Source organism: Pseudomonas sp. KB-10, from assembly GCF_018221585.1.
In the GTDB taxonomy this organism is placed as follows: domain Bacteria; phylum Pseudomonadota; class Gammaproteobacteria; order Pseudomonadales; family Pseudomonadaceae; genus Aquipseudomonas; species Aquipseudomonas yangonensis.
On record NZ_QYYB01000007.1, the window covers coordinates 95,615 to 116,376 of the forward strand.

A 20,762-nucleotide genomic window follows, 5' to 3' on the forward strand; every position below is an offset into this window, starting at 1 on the left:
CGCAGCTCTTTCGACCGATACGGGGCACAGAGAAAGCCCCATTCTCAGGCCGCCCGCCGGGCGTGCGGCCTGCTTACGGAGGCGTTCGCCCGATGCTGCACTTTCTCCCCGCGCCGCTGCGCGGCCTGATCGCGAGCCTGCTGCTGGCTCTCAATACCCTGTTCTGGTGCTGGCCGCTGTTCTTCGTCGCCCTGCTCAAGTTGCTGCTGCCCTTCGCGCCGATCCAGCGCGCGCTGCGCTTCGTCATGCACGGCATCGCCGAAAGCTGGATCGGCGTGAACAAATTCTGGATGCGCCTGGTCGGCCATATCGACTGGAAAGTTCAGGGACTGGAGCGCTTCGATACCCGCCACTCCTACTTGGTGACCAGCAACCACCAGAGCTGGGTCGACATCCTGGTGCTGCAGTACCTGCTCAATCGGCGCATGCCGCTGCTGAAGTTCTTTCTCAAGCAGGAGCTGATCTGGGTGCCAGTGATAGGCCTGTGCTGGTGGGCGCTGGAATTTCCCTTCATGAAGCGCTTCAGCAAGGAATACCTGGCCAAGTACCCGGAAAAACGCGGCCAGGATCTGGCCACCACACGCCGCGCCTGCGCACGCTACAAGAGCAACCCGGTGGCGGTGTTCAACTTTCTCGAAGGCACCCGCCTGACCCCGGCCAAGCATGCGCAGCAGCAATCGCCGTTCAAGTACCTGCTGAAACCCAAGGCTGGCGGCATCGCCTTCGTGCTCGACGCCATGGGCGAACAGCTGCATGCCATCGTCAACGTCACCATCCACTATCCGCACGGTGTGCCCGGTTTCTGGGACCTGCTCTGCGGTCGTCTGGATGCCGTGCAGGTGAACTTCAAGCAGGTCGACATTCCCCGCGAATTCATCGGTCACAATTACGATCAGGACGCCGACTATCGCCTGGCCTTCCAGCAGTGGGTCAACCGCCTGTGGGAAGAGAAGGACGCCGAGCTCGCCAGCCTGCACCGGCAAGCCTGAAGCGTGCCCCACGCGTCATTCACCACGCGGCAGGGGCAGCCTGCTCCAATCCAGCAGCGCCGGCACCTGCATTGCGGTGCCGGCCGGCACACCCGGCGCCACCAAAAAGCCCTGCATGATGGTGCAGTGGTGCTGCGTCAACCACTCACGCTGCGCCTGGGTTTCCACGCCCTCGGCGATGACCTCCAGGCCCAGATGGCGGCCAAGATCGATGATGGTGCTGACCACAGCCGCATCGCGTGGTGAGTCGAGCATGTTGGAGATGAACAGACGGTCGATCTTCAGCGTGTCCAGTTCGAAATGGCGCAGGTACGCCAGCGACGAATAGCCGGTGCCAAAATCATCGATGGCGATTTTCACGCCCAGCTCACGCAAGTGACGCAATTGCGCCTGGGTCAGCTCGAGGTCCTGCATCAACGCGCTCTCGGTGACCTCCACCTCCAGCTGACTGGGTTTCAGGCCGTGGGCATCCAGCACCCGTTTCAGGTCTGGGACCAGCTGCGGCATACCGAACTGCACCGGGCTGACATTGAGACTGAGGACCATGTCCTCGCCGAACTGCTGCTTGAACTCCGCCAACTGCCTGGCCCCCTCGCGGAAGATCCAGTCGCCGAGGCGGTTGATCAGGCGGGTTTCTTCGAGCAACGGAATGAACACGTTCGGCGCAACGGTACCAGCGACGCGATGCTGCCAGCGTAGCAAGGCCTCGAATCCGCGAAGGCGGCCGGTCTCCAGCTGGAACTGCGGCTGGTAAACCAGTACGAAGTCATCGTTCTCGATGGCGTGGCGCAGGCTCTCCTCGAGCATCAGCCGCGAGCGCGCCCGACCGTTCATTTCCTGAGAAAAGAAGCGGTACTGCTGGCGCCCGGCACGCTTGGCCTCGTACATCGCCATGTCGGCCGAACGCAGCAGTCCCTGGACACTTTGCCCGCACTCCGGGAAGCAGGCGATACCGACGCTGGCACCAAGGGTAAAGTCCACGCCATCGAGCGTGTGGCGTACCGAAACCAGCTCGATCAGCTTCTCGGCCACCTTGGCTGCATCCTCGGGATGGCCGAGGTTGTCCAGCAGCGCGGTGAACTCGTCCCCTCCGATGCGCGCAAGGCTGTCGTAGGGACGCAAGCAGGCCTTGAGCTGCTCACCGACACGGCGCAGCAACAGATCGCCGACATCGTGACCCAGCGAGTCGTTGATGCGTTTGAATCCATCCAGATCGAGATACAGAACCGCGACACGCTGGCCGCTGCGCTCGATACGCGCCAGCGCCGACTCCAGCGCCTGATGAAAACCACGGCGGTTGAGCAGACCGGTCAGCGAATCGGTCACTGCCTGCGACTCCAGTTGCGCGTGCAGATTGCGCACCACCGACATGTCCAGCGCGATCACCACCATGGCACGTTGCGCTTGCGGCAGCGGTGAACAGGACAGCGCCACCGGCACGCAGCCACCCTTGAAGGTGCGCATCATGGCCTCGTGTACCCGGTAGGTCGTGTCGCGCTTGAAGTGCCGGTAGAACTCGGACTCCTGCCAGCCGCCCTCGTTGGCGGGGTTCTTGAGAAACGACAGCAGGTCGGCGCCCTCCAGATCGCCCACCTCGCCATCGAGCATCTGCGCCATGGCCGGGTTGGCGAACTGGATGCGACCATCCTCGCCGACCACCAGAATGCCCTCGGCAGCATTGTCCAACACCGAGGCATTGAACGCCCGTGCGCTTTCCAGCTGCTGGGACAGCGCCTGCAATTCGCAGCGATTGTGCTCATGCTCCAGCAGGCTCTGGATCTTGTGCCGCAGCACGCTGGGGTCGAAGGGTTTTAGAACGAAATCCACAGCACCGGAGCTGTAACCGCGCAGCACCGCGTCGTGCGTCTGGGCGATGGCGGAAACGAAGATGATCGGTGTCAGCCGCGTACGCGGATTGCCACGCATCAGCCGAGCGACTTCGAAGCCGTCCATGCCCGGCATCTGCACGTCCAGCAGCACCAGCCCGACATCCTCCTCAAGCAGGCAACGCAACGCTTCTTCGCCAGAACTGGCGCAGCGCAGCTGCCACTCTCCATCCTCGAGCAGCGCCTGCATGGCCTCGAGGTTTTCCATACGATCATCCACCACCAGCAGAACCTGCTTGGCGGGTACGGCGGCGTTCTTGGTCTGCGCCTGGGCCATCGTCACTCCCCTATCCATCTGCCCTTGCACCACTTGCTCCTGCCATCAGGTTAGTCCATTGCCAGACGAAGACACGGGCGGCATAGCCAACCAGCGCTCCAGCAGTGCCAGCAATTCATCACGCTTTATCGGCTTGGCCATGTAGTCGTCCGCGCCAGCGGTGATGCATTTTTCCCGGTCCCCCTTCATCGCATGGGCCGTAAGCGCAATGATCGGAATCGCGCAGCCATGCTCCTGCTTGAGCAGGCGCGTGGCGGTGTAGCCGTCCATGTTGGGCATGGCCATGTCCATCAGGATCAGGTCGTATGGGTGACGCTGATAGCTGGCGATGGCTTCGAGGCCGTCCTTGGCGGTACTGACGCACAGCCCGACTTCATCCAGCAATGCCGTCAAGGCATAGACATTACGCACATCGTCATCGACCAGCAGGATGCGCTTGCCCTGCAGCGGATTCAGTCGCGCATGCGCTGGCTGCGGTGCCTGAACATCGTCGAGGAACCCCTGCATCGCCTGACACAGCGCCGCGGTATCGTCGCCCTGCTTGCGCACCACCACGGCGCTGTAGCGACGCAGGCGCTGCAGCGTCTGCTGGGTGACATCCACGCCGGTGTTGATCACCACGCGAGTCCCCTGCAGCGGCCGCAGCTGGTTGAGGCTGTCGAGCAGGGCGAACCCATCCTGATCCGGCAGATCGAGATCGATCACCAGCGCGCAGAACTGGCCCTGCATGTAGGCCGCACGTGCCTGCTCGCCATCGGCGCAGGCGACCACCTGAAAGCCCAGCTCCGTGAGCTGCTCACGGTAGTGCTCTCGCTCGACCTCGACATCCTCCACTAGCAATACGGCCTGCTCCTGCTGCATGCCATGTTGCAGCTCAAAGAACACCTGCTCCAGCTCATCACGCCCGATGGGTTTGACCAGATAACGCGTGCCGTCGTCGTTCCACCCTGCAGGTTGCGGCACACAGGAAATGATATGCACCGGCGTATGCCGGTGGCCGGGTTGTGCGCGCAGACGACGGAACAGCTGCCAGCCACTGAGGTCGGGCAGCAGGATGTCGAGAATCACCGCATTGAACGACTCCTGCTGCAGCAGGCCCAGGGCCTGCAGGCCGGTGCGGCAGTGCACGCTGGAAAACCCGTGTGCATGCGCCTCCTCGGCGATTACCGAAGCAAAATTGACGTCGTCCTCCACGATCAGCAGCGGCGGCCCGTCACCGGCCCGCTGTGGCGCTTCGACCGGTGCCTCGACACTGAGCGAAGCGACCTGAACCGGCAGCCTGACGGTAAAGGTCGAGCCCAGGCCGGGCGCGCTTTGCAGGTTGATATCACCATCCAGGGCCAGCACCAGTTGGCGAGTGATGGCCAGCCCCAGGCCGGTGCCGCCGAAACGCCGACTGGTGGAGCCGTCGAGCTGCTGAAAGGCCTGAAATATCTGCTCGTGCTGGGCCGGATCGATGCCGATGCCGGAATCACGCACGCTGAAGCAGAGCAGCTCGCGCTCGTCCTCCTGTCGCCCCTGACTGCTGACACTCAGCGTGACGTCGCCCTTGTCGGTGAACTTCAAGGCGTTGGACAGCAGGTTGCGAAGGATCTGATGCAGACGTACACGGTCGGTATGAATGACCCGCGGTACGCCAGCCTCCAACTGGGTGTGCAGGCGCAGCCCCTTGAGCTCGGCCATCGGACGCAGGCTGGCATCCAGCTCGACCAGCACGTCCTGCATGTTGATCGGCTCGAGTTTGAGCTGCATACGCCCGGACTCGACCTTGGCCAGGTCGAGTACATCGTTGATCAGCTGCAGCAGATCGCTGCCGGCGCGATGCACGATATCGGCGTGCTTGGTCTGCTTCTCGGTGAGGTTGCCGGCCTGGTTCTGACGCAGTTGATCGCTGAGAATCAGGATACTGTTGAGCGGCGTACGCAGCTCATGGGACATGTTGGCGAGAAATTCGGATTTATAGCGGTTGGCCAGCAGCAACTGCTCGGCCTGCTCACGCAACTTTTGCTCGGCGGCCTTGCGCTCGCTGATGTCGATGATCACCGCCTGCACCAGGTTTTCATCGCCACTGCGAATCGGCGACAGGCCGACTTCCAGGGGAATCATGCGGCCCTCACGATGCACGCCGAACAGCTCGCGATTGCCCCCCATGCGACGCTGTTCGGGCATGGCCTGGTAGCCACGTCGCAGCGCCACATGACTGCCGCGCTGCGCCGCCGGCAGGAGCATTTCCACCGGCTCGCCAAGCAGCATCTGGCGTTCATAGCCGAACAGCAGTTCGGTCTGCCGATTGACCATGGCGATGCGCCCCAGCCCGTCGACCAGCACGATGGCGTTGGGCGATGCCTCGACCACCAGACGAAAGCGTTCTTCAGCCACCTTGCGGGCGCGCAAATCCACCAGGTTGATCAGGTAGCTGCTGCCCTCGTGTAGCGGGTTGAGGCTGATGCTGGCGGGAATCGACTCACCGCGCAAAGTGCGCACCATACGCTCGTCGTTCTCGGCCAGTTGCTCCTGCAGATCTTTCGGTGATTCGATATTCGGCAACACCCGCAGGATGGTTTCACCGGGCAACGCATTGAGCGGGCAATCGAACAACTCGGCGGCACTGCGGTTGGCCATTTCGATACGGCCCTTGTCGTCGCATAGCAGGGTCGCTACCGGCAGACGCTCGACAAGCAGACGAAAGCGCTCCTCGCGTTCCTGCAGCTCCCTGGTGATCCTCTCGCTAAGGTGCAGCTTGCGCTCTCGCTGATAGAGGTAGCCGCCGACCAGAAGCGCCAATAGCAAGGTCGCGACGAAGCCGGCCCATAAACCCAAAGCCCCCGTACGATCGACCAGGTTGCGCTCGTATTCCACCGTACCTATCACTTCAAGGCCCCAGACGCGGCCATACAGCGGCAGTTCCAGGTGACGGCGAAACTTCGGTTGCCAGCCATCCGGCACGCTTTCACCGTTGAGTAAATGACTATCGGGGGCCTGCAAATCGACCAGCACGATATCGAAATGCCGCGTCTGGGAACCAAGAATGCCCTCCATCAGATCGTGGCTACGAAAGGCTCCATGCACCACCCCCAGCAAGGCCTCGCGACGTTGTTCGGCTGTATTCAGCGGCACCCCCGGGCGAAACACCGGGAGGAACAGCAGCACGCCCTGCTGCACGTTGATATCGATTTCCTGGCGCAGCACCACTGGCCCGCTCAGGCTCGCCTCACCACTCTCGATACTGCGTTCAATAGCTTCCTGGCGAGCCGACTCACTGAGCATGTCGAAGCCCAGTACACGCCGGTTTCGCCAATCCAGAGGGCTCACGTAATCGATGGGCAGGTAACGGTCACGTGCTTCAAAAGGGAAAATCTGGTAATCGACTCGCCCTTCGGCGAGCAACTCGGCACGAAAATCAGGTAGCTGCTCGGCTGTCAGGTGACGCGACCAGGCCACGGCCTGAATGCCTGGGTAGCGGTCCTGCAGTTGCAATTGGTCCAGCGCGCGCTGCCACTCCACAGGTGACACCCGATCGCTACCGGTCATCAGCCCCGAAACCCCGCGTAGCGCCATTTCATAGGCTTGCATACGCGCCACGACCCGCTGACCGATATCCTGCGCGTTGAGCTCAAAGCGATTTCGGCTCTCCTCCTGCGCGCGCTCCTGCAAGATGCTCCATTGCCAGAAGATCAGTCCCCCCAGCCCAAACAACAGACTCAAGGCAACCAGCAGCGGTATCCAGGGCCTTGACGGCCGCTCGACAGCTCTGTCGTCCATTCGCTCTCCTTCGGTCATCCAGAACCAACGCGCACAGGTGATCCGTGCGCGGGCTGCACAGAACCATAGCAGGCATTCTAGTCAGGTTTTCCGTGGATGGCCTTTGGCCAGAACAGACTCGACAGGCGGTCAGGAAACTGGCGAAAACGCGCCCTTTCATGACGTGTGCGCGAGGCACCTGTAGCGACCGGCGGAGACTAAAAAGCCTCCCATTGGGAGGCTTTCGTACTACTGTGGCAAGGCTTACAGCGGACGCAGGTTGATCTCGACGCGGCGGTTCTGCGCGCGGCCTGCATCGGTAGCGTTGCTGGCAATCGGCTGGCTCGGGCCGGCACCATATGCGGAGATACGCTGAGCGGCCACACCGTTGGCCGTCAGGTAATTGGCCACGCTCTGCGCGCGACGCTGCGACAGGCTCTGATTAAGCTCCTGCGAACCAGTGCTGTCGGTGTGACCGACGATGTTCACGCCGTTCTTGTTGAACTCCTTGAACACCAGCACCAGCGAATTGAGGGTCGGGTAGAAGCTGCTGGAAATGTCTGCAGAGTTACTGGCGAAGGTGATGTTGCCCGGCATGATCAGTTTCAGATCATCGCCATTGCGTTGCACCTGCACGCCGGTGCCCTGCAGGGTCTGACGCAGCTTGGCTTCCTGGGTATCGACGTAGTAGCCGTAACCACCACCGGCCGCGCCACCGACAGCCGCACCGATCAGTGCACCTTTGCCGCGGTCTTTCTTGCTCGAAGTCGCAGCTCCGATCACGGCACCGGTGGCGGCGCCGATCCCGCCGTAGATGCCGGCTTTGCCAGCCTGGCTTTCGCCGGTGTAGGGATTGGTCGTACAGCCAGCCATCAGGGCCATGAGCGCAGTGGCTGCGATCAGATTACGCCTGGTCTTCATAAGGTTTCCTTGCAGATTCTTGGTATCGGGCAGACATGCCGCAGTCTTCGAGCCGCCACGGCGCGGCGAAGTTCCGCCCAAGCTTATCAGCCTAGGCGGATGAGCAGTGCGATCTGCAGCAGATCGTGGAAGAGGTGCAGGTCACTGCACGCCAGGCAACGGACGCAAGGTGACCTCGACGCGGCGGTTCTGCGCGCGGCCATCAGCCGTGGCGTTGCTCGCCACCGGCTGATCCGGCCCCATACCGCGTGTGCTCAAGCGGCTGGGATCGACACCCTGCGCCAGCAGATAATCAGCCACGCTCTGTGCCCGGCGCTGCGACAGCGCCATGTTGTGACTGTGCGAACCGGTACTGTCGGTATGCCCGACCACCTCGATGCTGTTCTGGTTGTACTGGCGGAAGGAGTTGGCCAGGTTGTTCAACGGCTGGTAGAAGCTGCTGGCGATTTGCGCCGAGTCGGTGGCAAAGGTGATATTGCCGGGCATGATCAGCTGGATCACATCGCCCTGGCGCTGCACCTCGACGCCCGTGCCCTGCATGCTGCGGCGCAACTCTTCTTCCTGCTTGTCGGCGTAATAGCCATAACCGGCTGCCGCGGCACCGGCAACGGCCGCGCCGATCAGCGCCCCCTTGCCGCGGTTGTCGTGGTTGATCAGAGCGCCGGCGGCCGCACCGGCCAGCGCACCCAAGCCGCCGTAGGTGGCCGTGCGGTTGGAGCTCGGCGCGCGCTGGTCATAGGGGTTCTGCGAGGCGCAGCCAGTCAGCAGCAGCGCAGACGAGCAAAGTGCGATCAGGGAAAGGCGGAACATGAAGGAATCTCCATGAACGGTGGATGATGGCCATTTGAGTCACCACGCAGCCATTAGTGCCCTGTCACGCGCGAATAAAGGGATTCTCGCGCATCTCGTCGCCCAGACGCGTGTCCGGACCATGGCCGGTGACCACGGTGGCATCCTCGTCGAGGCTATACAGACGCTGCCGGATCGAACGCTCGATAGTGGCGTAATCGCCGCCCCACAAGTCGGTACGGCCAATACCACGACGGAACAGGGTGTCACCGGCGATCAGCAGCTTGGCATCCTCGAACCAGAAGCTCATCGAACCCGGCGTATGCCCGGGCGTGTGCAGGGCCACACCGCAACCGCAGGCGAGTTCCTCGTCATCGGCCAGCCAGCGATCCGGCGCCGGCACCGGCGTATAAGGCACGCCGAACATGTTGCATTGCATCTCCAGGTTGTCCCAGAGGAACTGATCCTGCTTGTGCAGGTGCAGCGTGGCGCCGGTCTTCTCCTTCATCTGCCCCGAGGCGAGGAAGTGATCGAGATGGGCGTGCGTGTGAATGATGCTGACCACCTTCAGGCCATGGGCCTCCAGGCGCGCCATGATCAGATCGGGATTCCCGCCGGGATCGACCACGACGGCCTTCTTCGTAACCGGATCGCCGATGATGGTGCAGTTGCACTGCAAAGGCCCTACAGGGAAGGTTTCGCGGATCAGGGCGGGACGTTCGGCGGTACTCATCAGGAGGCCTCGTTGCGGTAATCGCCAGGCAGTTTACCGGTCCATTTGCGGAATGCACGGCGGAAATTGGACGGGTCGCTGAAGCCCAGCAAGTGGGCGATTTCATACAGCGGCAAATGGGTGGTGGTCAGGTACTGCAGGGCCAGGCGCTTACGCACGTCGTCGAGTACCTGCTGGTAGCTGGTACCCATTTGTGCCAAATGCCGACGCAGGCTTCGGCCACTGGTGTGCAAGGCACTCGCGGCACTTTCCAGATCCGGAAAATCGCCGGGCCGCGCCAACAGGAGACGTCGCACCCGCGTGAGCAGCCCGTCCTGCACGTCGAGGCTGGCCAGCAGCGCTTCGCACTGTTGCTCGCACATCTGCACAGTGGCCGGATTGGCCAGGGCCATGGGGCGCTGCAGATAGTGTTGGGGCACTCGCAGCCAGTGATAGGGCTGCTCGAATTGCGCGGCCACACCGAACACCTCGGCATAGCGCTCGCCATAGTCAGGCGCAGGATGAGCGAAACCGACAGCCACGTCCTGCAACTCTTCGCCCAGGAGAAAACGCGCAATGGTGTGGATGCTGGCCAGCAGGCCCTCGGCAGCGAAGCGCGATTGCGGCCCCAGCGGTAACGACTCGACCGCACGCAATTGCATGTCCTCACCCTGCTCCACCAACTCCAGATCAAAGGCCAGACCAAGCACGCGGTAGTACTTCAAGGCGAACTGCAGCGCTGTGCCCAGATTGGCACTGGACAGGACTGCATAGCCAAGAATGCCGTGGGTGGATACGTTGAGTCGCTGCCCTAGCAGCAGTCCGAGTGCAGGTTCGCCACAACGCTCCAGCACGGCCTGCGCAAGCATATGGAAGTCGAGAAAGGACACCCGTCCGTTGGGGCTGTCGAGCACTTCGGGGCGCACCCGCGCCGCAGCAAACACCTCGGCACGTACCAGGCCAAGCTCCTCGGCCAGCGCCAACAGCGCTTCGGCATAGGCTACCGGCGCCTGCTCAGCGTTAAAGTTCTGGGTTCGTTTCATGGTCTTGTTGTTTGAATGGCTGGCCGCAAATGACCGCACATTCGCCGAACTTAACCTTACCGATCGCCAACCGGCAACCCCATGAACGCTTTCCTGCCGAGCGCAAGGCAATCCATTCTCGCTCGCTCTGAAGCCGGCAATGACCCTTTACATTGCGCCGCTCATGCCAGTGACTGCTGACGTGAAAGCACGTCCTCGCCATCTCCAGGTCCGGTTCGATCAGCCCCAACTTTTTGCTGGAGCGAAGAAGTGGCCAGATATGACCATCACCTTGGCTGTTACTAACCTGTGCCTCGATGCGCAGCGCATCCATAGTAGAAGCCAGTCAAACAGCGCAAGGAACTCCTCATGGCCAGCACGACACCAGAAGGTTTGCAGATCCGCCCCAGGCATATGGATTTCGATCTGCCCAACCCGCTGCCGCGCCACTGGAACGGCGGCGACGCCTTCAAGACCCACCTGTTCGATGCCATGTCGGTGTTGTTTCCCGATGGCGAGCGCTTCTTCATCGACTCGGTGCGTCAGTTCCGCGACCGCATCGAAGACCCGGTCCTCAAGGAACAGATTCGGGGCTTCATTGGTCAGGAAGGCCACCACAGCCGTGAACATCTGGAATACAGCCAGCGCCTGCGCGACCTCGGCTACGACGTCGAGCGCATCGAAAAACGTGCCCGCGCGCGCATCCGCTACACCCAGAAGAAGTTTTCCCCGCAGCGCCAGCTGGCCGCGACCGCAGCGCTGGAACACATCACCGCGATCATGGCCGATGGCTTGCTGAGAAATGATGCCTACATGGCCGACGCCCATCCGACTCTGGTCCGCCTGTGGCGCTGGCATGCGCTGGAGGAGACCGAGCACAAGGCGGTGGCCTTCGACGTCTATAACCAGGTGTGCGGCAGCCGCAAACTGCTGCGCCGGGCAATGATCATGGGCACCTTCTTCTTCGTACTCGACACCACCCGCGGCCTCGCACACATGCTCAAGGTCGACGGCCTGTTGTGGAACTGGCGCGTGTGGCGTGATGGCATCCGCTGGATGTGGGGTAAGGAAGGCGTATTCCGCCCGCTGATCAGCACCTACCTGGACTTCTTCAAGACCGGCTTCCACCCCTGGGAGCACGACAACCTGGACCTGCTGCACGCCACGCGCGTGGAGTTCGACGACGCCCAGCAAGCGCAGGCCAGCGCAGCCTGAACTGATGCTGCTGACCAAAATGCATAGGAAAAGCCCGGAACCTGTCCGGAATGCTGTCACTTAAGGTTGTACACGTTTTGTTCCCCTCTCCCATTTGGGAGAGGGGTTAGGGGAGAGGGCTGAAAACACCGCGGAACTGCCATTTTCCCCCTCTCCGAACGCGGCCCGCCCTAACCCCCTCCCCAGAGGGGCGAGGGGACTGATTGCGGTCGACCCTTTCTTATATGAACAGCATTACGGAACCTGTCCGGGCTTTTTCATGCCTCTCTTTAGGTGCATGTGCTGCGCTCAGCCGCGCAGGAATTTCATCGCGTCGGCTGCGCTCTGCTCGGGAATCTCTTCCATCGGGATATGCCCGACGCCTGGATAGACCCTGACCTGAATCCGCGGCAGGTCACGCTGCCACAGTGGCACGTGCTTCGGTGAAATCCAGCGATCACGCTCGCCCCACATCAGCAGGGTTTTCGCCTGAATCTGCGCGACCCGCGCAGGCGTCGCATGGAGCTCCTCCTTGTTGACCTTCAGCAGCACGCGGAAGATGTCCATCATGCCGCGGCGGTTACCCGGACGCCGCGACAGGTCGTAGTAGCGATCGACCACCCCCGGCTTGATCCGCCCCGGTTCACCGTAAACCTCCTTGATACCTTGGGCGATCAACGCGCGCGGCATCCACATCGGCATGGCGATGGTCGCGCCGGGTAGTGCTGCAGCGGCGATCATCCACGGGACCTTGTGCATGTGGTAGCCGGCCGGATCGATCAGAACCAGTTTGCCGACACGCTGCGGCTGCGCCAAGGCGAAATTCCAGGCGATATAACCGCCGAGCGAATTGCCGGCGATATCGGCCTTGTCCACCTGCAGGTAATCGAGCAGCAGGCCGAGCACGCGAATCATGCGTTCTGCCGAGTATTCGCCGTCGCGCGCAGGGCCGGTCAGGCCAAAGCCGGGAACGTCGAAGCGGATGATGCGATAGTCGGAGGCGAACGCCTGCACCCAGCCGTCCCAGGTGTGCAGCGAGGCGACCACGCCGTGGATCATCACCAGCGCCGGCTTGTCGCGGCTTCCCTCATCGCGATAGTGGATGTTGAAACCATCGAGTTCGACATAACGGGAGCCGTCGGCGGCATTGCCGTAACGCGCCTTGAGGCGCTCCAGTGGCAGCGCACCGAAACCCAGGCGGGCGAAACCGGCAGCCAGCGGTGGTTGCAGTGACAGGCTGTTGGCGGTCATGCGGAATACCTCGGATCTTGTTGTAGGTATCACGCATCAGAGCACGGAGCGCGCGACTTGGCGCCCAACCTTGGGTCTGTTCAGGCACCGCTCGAGGCAACAAGGCCGCCCGCAACACTCACGAACGCGGACACAACGAAGCGATCAGCAGATCCCCCAACACCGTCTTGGCCTGCTCGATTTCCTGGCGGCTGGCGCTACGCCCGAGCAGATCGAGAGAAGCCGCTTCGAGGGCCCAGATCAGCGCCTGATAAACCAGTGGATCGCGCGGTGCCAGCTCCGGTTCGAGTCGCTCCACCAGCAGGCGCAGCATCTCCTGATGCGCGCGCTGACGATGGGCGGCCAGCGGCGATTGCGCGCGCAGTGCTTCTTCCTGCATCAGGCGGATGATCGGCCCAACCGCAAGGTGATAGTCGAAAAAGCGTCCGACCATCGCCCTGAGCCATTCCTGCGGACTGCCCGCGACCTGCTGCATCTCGCGAAAACGCGCGAGCAGCAACATCACCGAAGTCTGGTAGATGCCTTCGAGCACCTCCATCTTGTTGGCGAAGTACTTGTAGAAAGTACGCCGCGAAACCTGTGCGGCATCGAGCAGATCATTCACCGTTGCCTGCTCCAGCCCCTTGCGCGCGAACACAGCGATGGCAGCCAGTTGAATGTTGGTGCGCTGTAGGTGACCAACCAAAGGCCCTTCGCCAGCTGCGCCCTGTTGCGAGGCCACCGCGCCGTAACCGCCCAGGTCCTCGAAAACCGCCCGTATCGCACCGTGTCCGGCCAACTCGTCCATGCTGCTTTCCCAACCAAGGCGCGGGTGACGTGACGCTCCAGGCTGAGTACTCTGAAGGCGCCTCTTGCCGCGGATGCTCATCGTGTCGCCCACCCTAGCACGTCGCCTGTTCTGGCCGCTGGCCATCCTTTTGCTGGTCTGGTTGCCGCGGCTTGGCGCCGCCGAGCTTTTCTATCTCGGCCAGCGCATTCCGGACATCCACAAACCGTGGCGCAGTGACGACTACCGGCAACTTCGCGAAGCCCTGGAAAAGGTCGACAGCAGCCAGGTCAACGCGTTGCCGCGGCGCAGCGGCGAGTTCACCGGGCCGATCTACCAGCGCATGGTTTCGCCGGAAAACTTCCGCCCGCAGCTGAACATCTATGCACCGCTGGAACTGCGTCAGAACGAAGCGCGTGAGGTGTTGTTCGAGCTCAAGGAGCTGATGCGCCTGTACTTCGATTTCCGCGCCAAACAGCAGCCTTACGCTGCCGAGGCGCTCGGCCTGATGAGCTATTCGCTGCGGCAGCAGGCCATACTGTTCAGCCTCACCACCGAGTTCTGGATGACTTTGTCGCAAGGCGAGCAGAGCAATCCCGTCCGTCTTCAGGGGCTGCAGGAAACCAAGGCGGCGGCGGCCATGCTAAGTGGCAGCGCCCTCGACTATCTGGAGCTGACACAAGCCTTTGGCCGCGATGAGCTGCTGCTCTACAGCGCCGAGCTGAGCCAGCAGTTGCCGGAGTTGTTCGTTCATCTGCATGCCGAAGTGCAGGCGCAGCTGCTGGTGCGTATCGAAGGGCTCAGCACCGGTCATCGTTACCCGCAGATCGGCCAGGATATGGCCGCCCTGCTCCCCGTGCTGCGGATGATTCACGCCGATGTGCAGGCGAAACTGGCGCAACCGGTGAAACCGGTGGTCAAGACGCCAGCCCTGGACCTGTCGGCGCCGACCTCAGTGCAATAGCCCCAGCCCCTTGGCACGGGCGACGGCCTGGGTGCGCCGTTCCACGCCGAGCTTGCTGTTGATATGCCGCGCGTGAGTCTTGACCGTGTGCAGGGAAATGAACAGACGCTCGCTGATTTCCTGATTCGAACAGCCACGGGCGATCAGCTGCAATACCGCCAACTCGCGGCTGCTGAGTTTTTCGGTAAGCGGCTCATGCTCGGTTTCAGGCGACTCCGCCAGGGCTCGCTCTGCCGGCAGTTGGCCTAGCAAGGCGTCCCGTACCTGGCAGGACGACGGACGCTCTTTAAGGCGCTCGCGCAGCCATTGCGGCTGATGTTGTATCAATTCGATGAACGGCAGCAGCGCACCGCCCTGCGCGAGGTCAAGACAACTGTCGAGCTGTTGCTGCGCCTCGCGCGCGCGACCGGTTTGCCGCAGCAACTGGGCGAGCTGCGCCTGCGCCGCCAGACCGACCAGTTGGCCGCCCAAACCCTGTGCCCGCTGCTGCAAGGCCCGCAGACGCCGCTCGGCAATCTCCACTGCCCCTTGAAGACGCTCCAGAGCTGCCTGCTGGAGATCGATATGCAGCGCCAGCTGCGGGTGAAACTCCGGCGCCAGCGCTCGCCCTTCCCCATAGGTTTCCGCCAGCTGCGGCAGCCAGGCAGCTGCCAGCTCGACCTGCCCCTGGCGCAACCACAGCTCGCACTTCATCAGCGTGATCATCGCCAGATAGTAGATCGCCGGCACGTCCCAGACATGCATCAGACGTTCGGCCTCACCAAGCAGGGCAAACGCCTCGGCAGAGCGGCCATCACGGCCCTCGAGGCTGGCCAGCACGCAGTAACCGATCAGCGCACCGACATCGCGACAGGCCCTGGCCTCGGCGACCCCGGCGCGCAAACGCTCCACCGCCTGAGGCTGCAGCCGCAGGCTGAGCAGGTAGCCTTCATAGATCGTCAAGCGCGCCCGAACCGAGTAGTTGCGTTGCGCAGGCAGGCGCTGCACCAGCGCCAAGCCCTGCTGCACTTCATCCTGCGCGCGCAGCACTTCGCCGCGGCCTTGCAGTACCCGGGCGCGCTCGTAGTGAGCCAGCGCCTCCAGCAGCGGATTATCGATACGCTGCGCCAACTCCAGCGCGTCACGGTTCAGCCCGCGTGCACGCCATAGATCGCCACGCACCATGGCCAGGTTGGAAAGAGCCGAAAGACACATGAAGTGCGGGCCATAACGCTCCGCCGGCAAACCGGCCAGCGCCTCGCTGCACTGCTGCTCGGCACGTACTCCATTGCCACGTCCCCGAGCGATGACCCCATCGAGCGCCTGCCACTGCGCCAGCAGGCTGCGCTGATTGAGCGGATCGGCAGCAGGCAGGAATCGTCCGAGCTGATCGAGCAGTTCCTGAGCGGCATCAAGCTGACAGGCGAGCGCCAGCGCCCAGCCATAGAGCATGATCAGCCGCGGTGTGCTGGCCAGCAGGTCATCCGGCAGGTTGGCCTTCCAGCGCAGCAGCATGGCGATGTTTTGCTCCGCCAGCATCTGCTCTTCGGAAAGGTTCTGTACCAGGCTCGCCGCGACATCGGACTGCCCTGCCAGCAACGCCTGTTCAATGGCGGCATCCAACATGCCCTGCGCAGCGAACCAGCGGCAGGCACGCAGGTGAGCACCGCTGCGAGAGCGACTCAAACCGTCGGCTGGGCGCGCATTGAGCAGATCGGAGAACAGATGGTGATAGCGAAACCAGCGCCCCTGCTCATCCAGTGGCACCAGAAACACCTGATTAGCCTGCAACTGGCGGATGATCGCAGCGCTGTCATGACTGTCACGAACCGCGTCGCACAGTTCAGCGCAGAAGCGCTCCATGCAGGCCGTGTCGTAGAGAAACTGCTGCACTTCGGCAGGTTGCCGGTCAATGACCTCTTCGAGCAGGTACTCGCGAATCAGCCCTTCACCGCCGTGCAGCTGCAGCGCCTCACCCGTCTCTGCCAGTTCTTCGGCGGCCAATAGCCACAGGCGCAAGCCCGCGATCCAGCCCTCGCTGCGCTGCAGAATCCCGCTGACCTGCTGCCGTTCGAAGCGTGCGCCCTGGCTTGCCAACAATTCATCCAGTTCGGCAGCGGTCAGGCGTAGATCCTGTTCGCTGAGCTCGAGCAGCTGTCGCGACAGACGCAGGCGCGCCAGGTGCCAGTCCGGCCGCTGGCGACTGGTGACCAGTAGCAACACACCGGGTGGCAGGTGATTGAGGAAAAACTGCAAACAACGATCGAGTACCGGCCCCTGCGCCAGGTGGTAATCGTCCAGTACCAGCAACAGCGGCTGGCCACCGTCGAGTTGCCGCGTCAGCTCATCGAGCAGACCATCGAGCCATTGCTCGAATGCGAACGGTTGGTGGCGCTGACGCATCTTCAGCAGGCCGAGCGCTTCCTCGCCAAGGCCGGGGTAGAACTGCTGCAGTCCCTGCAGCATGCGCTCGAGAAAACGTCCAGGGTCACGATCACGTTCGCTGAGCCCCAGCCAGAGGCTATGCCAGTGATGGGGCAGGCGTTCGCAGAACTCGATGGCCAGGGAGCTTTTGCCAAAGCCGGCCGGCGCACTGACCAGCAGCAAACGCCCCTGCAGACCCTCCTCGAGACGTTCGCACAACCTGGGACGAGGCATATGCCCTGCTGGCAACGGCGGACGATAGAAACGCGCCTCCACCGGTGTAGCCGGTGTGTAGGGAAAACCTGGCGAGCGGGAAAGATCTGTCATCGGCCTATTCTTGGAAGTTCTACGTCAGCGGGCTCGATCTGAACCCAGCCTAGCGACTTGCAATGGCCATTTGAAGCGTCCGCCACAGTCCGTAACGAAAAAGCCGGCATAAGGCCGGCTTCGTCGTATTGCTGGAGGCAGGTTTTAGCGAACGCCTGCCTGACGCAGAGCGGCCGGGGTGTAATCGCTGCCGGCAGCCTTGTAGTTGAAGTCGTAGGCTTGTTTCTCCTCGTTCTTCATACCCAGGGCCAGATAGCGACCCGACAGCAGGTCGTACAGGGTTTCCACGGTGTACCACGGCACTTGCTTGTCGTAGTAATACTGAGCATGCGCCTCGGCTACGCGCCACAGGGTGCCACGGCCGTCGTAGTGGTCGATCAGAGCGGCTTGCCAGGTGTCCTCGTCGATGTAGAAGTCACGCTTGGCGTAGATGTGACGCTCGCCCGACTTCAGGGTCGCGGTCACATGCCAGACGCGATGCAACTCGTAACGAGTCAGATCCTGATTGATGTGGCCCGCCTTGATGATGTCGGAGTACTTAAGGTTCGGCGAGTCCAGCTTGTAGGCGTTATAGGGGATGTAGATCTCCTTCTTGCCTTCCAGTTTCCAGTCGTAACGATCCGGCGCACCGTTGTACATGTCGAAGTTGTCGGAGGTACGAAGACCATCAGCGGCGGTACCCGGACCGTCGTAGGAGACCTGCGGCGCACGGCGCACGCGACGCTGACCGGCGTTGTACAACCACGCCAGACGCGGCTCCTTCACCTGGTTGAGGGTTTCGTGCACCAGCAGCACGTTACCGGCCAGACGAGACGGCGCCGTTACGCGCTGCTTGAAGTAGAACAGTACGTTGCTTTCCTTGCTGGGGTCGAAATCGGTCAGGGCATCGCGGAAGGTGAACTCGTCCTGGAAGTAAACCAGCGAGTAGGAACCATTCGCCTGAGGAGTCGCCTGAGTCACCAGACGGCGCACGCTGCCACCACGGTAACGGGTGATGTGGTTCCAGATCGCCTCCAGACCGTTCTGTGGAATCGGGAAGGGGTTGGCGGTCTGGAAGTTCTCCAGGCCGTTACCACCCTCGACCATCTTGGTATTAACCGCGTTCTGCTTGGTCGCCGCGATCACCTCGGCCGGCAGGTTAGCCGAACGATGCGTCGGATAGACCGGCATCTTGTAGCTGTCCGGATAACGCTTGAACATCGCCAACTGACCGGGGGTCAGCTTGTCCTTGTACTGCTCGACGTTCTGCGCGGTGATGGTGAACAGCGGCTGCTCGTTGGCGAACGGGTCGGCCAAGAAGCCGCGTGGATCGACCGCGCCGGCGTTGGCCGGCAGACCGCCAGTCCAGGCCGGGATCGAACCATCGGCATTGCCAGCCATCTCGGCGCCGACCGGCGTCAGGGTGTTGCCCAGCTTCGCTGCTTCATCGGGCGACACTGCCGCCATCACGCTGGTCGCCAGCAGAGACAGGGTCAGGACGCCGCTTTGCCACAGTTTTTTTGTTGTTTTCATTTGCATCATCATTCCTCGAAATTCCTGACCGCTTAGAAGTTCATACCGAAGCTGAGCGCAACGAAGTCGCGGTCACGCTGGGTGTTGTACTTTCCGCCACCGAAGAAGGTGGTGTACGACAGATCGGCGGTGTAGGTGTTCTGGTACTCGGCATTGAGACCGAGACTCACGGCCTTACGACCTTCCTCGAAGTTTGCGCCCGGGCCAGGAGAATAACCCTTGACATCATGCGACCAGGCTACGCTCGGACGGAGGTTCACACCCGCGATGGCATTGGGATAATCCCAAATGGCGCGTGCGCGGTACCCCCAGGAATCGGAAGTGGTGAAGCCGTCCTTTTCGCAGTAGCGACTGACATTCTCTGCAGTAGCGCTGCCCAGAGTGCCGGTATTGAGGGTCTGGCAGGTTCCGCCCGGAAGAGGTCCAGGGCCGAATATCGGGTCACGCCCATATCGAGCTTCGCTGTTGCTCTCCAAGCCGCCCACGTGGGTCCAGCCAATTTCACCTACCAAGGTCAGGCGACTTGCCCCCATAACTTGGTCGAAGAAGTGAGTGAATGTCGTCTGAAGCTGGGTGATTTCCTTACGGCGGTATCCATGCAAGTCGCTGCCCGGAGAACCTTGCAGTACCGAGACATTGGGATTCAGCGGAGTAATGCCAGCGAAGAGAATATCAGTGGTGTTCAACTGCACCGGCGCATTCGGCCGGTAACTAACCTCACCACTCCACGCAGTGCCAGTTGGCAGCGTTGTGGAGAAACTCAATCCGTACAGGCGGATATCTTCTGGGTACTCCACAAAGTACCTGGAGTTACCAGCTACAACCAGCGGCGCCAGTTGCCCTACCAGGCCCGGAATCGCTGGCCCGGGAACGCCAATACCACCCAGTTGCGGGCCAAGCCCACCGGGGTTCAGCGGACTAAACAAAGCATAAACCGAGGGATCGGCGGCCGCGCCGCTGAATATTGGCAAGCGACTGTGGTAATTCATTGCGTAGAACCCGAATTCGGTATCAATGGGTTCGAATAAATAGCGGAATGCAACACCCCACTGACCACTGTCTCGTGCATCTCGATCCCCACCTCGAGCTACGAGCACCCCTTCATCGGGGTTACTCCAAGAAACACCATTATCTTTAAGGAGATCAACGACGCCGGGGGCTAATGGTCCAAGACCAGCCAAAGCTTGAGAGAGGCCTACCTCAGTACGGAGCACTGATAGATTATTGTCACAGCCGTCGGCGATCACATCAGGCTGAGAAAAAAAGGTACCGCAGTTGTCCACTACGGTCTGATCCCATTCAATCTGGTAGAAGGCTTCCATTGACAGGTTATCGGTCAGGCTCTGCGCCACATAGAACATATTGACCGGAATCAGGCCTTCTTTAATCTCCGCGCCAGGGCGGCGGAACGCAGAAACATCGATAGGGTTAATGGCATTAATGCCACCACCGATGAACGTACTTTCACCCCAGTTGACTACTTGTTTGCCGAAACGAACGCTGCCCGGCATATTGCCGATGGCATAGTTGTGATAAATGAAGGCGTCGAGGATTTCTGCACCCGAGGATTGAGCACCCTCTTTACGGTTGCTGTCGCTGATATCCTTGAATAGGCGGCTCTCGTCTTTCAATTCGAAGTCGTACCAGTACTTACCGCGAACGAATACGCCGGTATCACCGTATCTCAACTCAAGGTCATGGATACCCTTGAAAATCTTGGAGAAGGTCTCGCCGCGCTTAAAGTTCAGGTGACCATCATCCGAGGTTTGGGATAGACCGCGGCCACCGTTGTTAACGCCGATAAGATCCTTGTCGGCCTTCTCTGTAGCCCAGCTCGCCCCCACCGACAGCGACGAGTCGAATTGCCCTTCGATCTCACCGATATTGAAAGTGACGCCGAATGCCGGAGCGGCAAGGGTAGAAGCGAGGCTGACGGCCAGCGGCAGTTTTGCCAGGCGCCAGTAGGGTTTTGTTTTTGTTGTCATCGACGCTACTCCATGTGTTTTTT

The 20,762-nt window shown here is 61.6% G+C and carries 15 protein-coding genes; 3 read left to right on the plus strand and 12 right to left on the minus strand.

The annotated features are described in order from the left end of the window. The first annotated feature begins 92 nt into the window (after positions 1 to 92). The gene (locus DXK50_RS18750) at positions 93 to 989 is read left to right on the plus strand and encodes an acyltransferase (RefSeq protein WP_024309445.1); all 897 of its coding nucleotides are present in this window, start codon (positions 93 to 95) and stop codon (positions 987 to 989) included. Positions 990 to 1,004: 15 nt separating this feature from the next. Here DXK50_RS18750 and DXK50_RS18755 read toward each other — a convergent pair whose 3' ends face one another. The 7 genes from DXK50_RS18755 to DXK50_RS18785 form a co-directional block, all read right to left on the minus strand. Then, a complete protein-coding gene (locus DXK50_RS18755) occupies positions 1,005 to 3,152 on the minus strand; it encodes a putative bifunctional diguanylate cyclase/phosphodiesterase (protein ID WP_161867331.1) in 2,148 nt (715 codons plus the stop codon). 45 nt (positions 3,153 to 3,197) lie between these two features. After that, positions 3,198 to 6,914 carry a response regulator gene (locus DXK50_RS18760; RefSeq protein WP_212631373.1) on the minus strand — a complete coding sequence of 1,239 codons (3,717 nt, stop codon included), beginning with the start codon at positions 6,912 to 6,914 and terminating at the stop codon, positions 3,198 to 3,200. Between the two features lie 243 nt (positions 6,915 to 7,157). Continuing rightward, positions 7,158 to 7,814, minus strand: a complete 657-nt coding sequence (locus DXK50_RS18765) for an OmpA family protein (protein WP_161867211.1) — start codon at positions 7,812 to 7,814, stop codon at positions 7,158 to 7,160. Between the two features lie 141 nt (positions 7,815 to 7,955). Beyond that, complete coding sequence (locus DXK50_RS18770; RefSeq protein ID WP_161867212.1) at positions 7,956 to 8,624, minus strand: OmpA family protein; 669 nt, start codon at positions 8,622 to 8,624, stop codon at positions 7,956 to 7,958. A 64-nt stretch (positions 8,625 to 8,688) separates the two neighbouring features. Then, on the minus strand, positions 8,689 to 9,336 hold the full coding sequence (locus DXK50_RS18775) for an MBL fold metallo-hydrolase (RefSeq protein WP_212631374.1): 648 nt from the start codon (positions 9,334 to 9,336) through the stop codon (positions 8,689 to 8,691). Next, positions 9,336 to 10,358 carry an AraC family transcriptional regulator gene (locus DXK50_RS18780; protein WP_212631375.1) on the minus strand — a complete coding sequence of 341 codons (1,023 nt, stop codon included), beginning with the start codon at positions 10,356 to 10,358 and terminating at the stop codon, positions 9,336 to 9,338. Before DXK50_RS18780 ends, DXK50_RS18775 begins: the two co-directional genes overlap by 1 nt. Next, positions 10,336 to 10,671 (minus strand): hypothetical protein, encoded by a 336-nt coding sequence (locus DXK50_RS18785; protein ID WP_212631376.1) that lies wholly within the window; start codon positions 10,669 to 10,671, stop codon positions 10,336 to 10,338. The genes DXK50_RS18780 and DXK50_RS18785 overlap by 23 nt, the downstream gene beginning before the upstream one ends. Positions 10,672 to 10,706: 35 nt before the next feature. Between DXK50_RS18785 and DXK50_RS18790 the strand changes: the two genes are divergently transcribed. Further along, positions 10,707 to 11,552, plus strand: a complete 846-nt coding sequence (locus DXK50_RS18790; RefSeq protein ID WP_212631377.1) for a metal-dependent hydrolase — start codon at positions 10,707 to 10,709, stop codon at positions 11,550 to 11,552. A 288-nt stretch (positions 11,553 to 11,840) separates the two neighbouring features. Here the strand turns inward: DXK50_RS18790 and DXK50_RS18795 are convergent, their stop codons facing one another. Both DXK50_RS18795 and DXK50_RS18800 read right to left on the minus strand, forming a co-directional pair. Then, the gene (locus tag DXK50_RS18795) at positions 11,841 to 12,782 is read right to left on the minus strand and encodes an alpha/beta fold hydrolase (RefSeq protein WP_212631378.1); all 942 of its coding nucleotides are present in this window, start codon (positions 12,780 to 12,782) and stop codon (positions 11,841 to 11,843) included. A gap of 118 nt (positions 12,783 to 12,900) precedes the next feature. Next, positions 12,901 to 13,569 (minus strand): TetR/AcrR family transcriptional regulator, encoded by a 669-nt coding sequence (locus DXK50_RS18800; RefSeq protein ID WP_212631379.1) that lies wholly within the window; start codon positions 13,567 to 13,569, stop codon positions 12,901 to 12,903. A gap of 73 nt (positions 13,570 to 13,642) precedes the next feature. Here DXK50_RS18800 and DXK50_RS18805 point away from each other — a divergent pair, with 73 nt between their 5' ends. Beyond that, a complete protein-coding gene (locus tag DXK50_RS18805; RefSeq protein WP_212631519.1) occupies positions 13,643 to 14,512 on the plus strand; it encodes a hypothetical protein in 870 nt (289 codons plus the stop codon). Here the strand turns inward: DXK50_RS18805 and DXK50_RS18810 are convergent. From DXK50_RS18810 to DXK50_RS18820, 3 genes are all read right to left on the minus strand, one after another. Next, entirely contained in the window at positions 14,501 to 17,242 is a 2,742-nt protein-coding gene (locus DXK50_RS18810; RefSeq protein ID WP_212631380.1) for a LuxR C-terminal-related transcriptional regulator, read from the minus strand. The two genes, DXK50_RS18805 and DXK50_RS18810, sit on opposite strands and share 12 nt — an antisense overlap. Positions 17,243 to 17,386: 144 nt before the next feature. Continuing rightward, positions 17,387 to 18,754 carry a DUF1329 domain-containing protein gene (locus DXK50_RS18815; RefSeq protein ID WP_212631381.1) on the minus strand — a complete coding sequence of 456 codons (1,368 nt, stop codon included), beginning with the start codon at positions 18,752 to 18,754 and terminating at the stop codon, positions 17,387 to 17,389. Positions 18,755 to 18,786: 32 nt separating this feature from the next. Then, positions 18,787 to 20,739: a DUF1302 domain-containing protein gene (locus DXK50_RS18820; protein ID WP_212631382.1), complete on the minus strand. Its 1,953-nt coding sequence runs from the start codon at positions 20,737 to 20,739 to the stop codon at positions 18,787 to 18,789. Between the last annotated feature and the right edge of the window lie 23 nt (positions 20,740 to 20,762).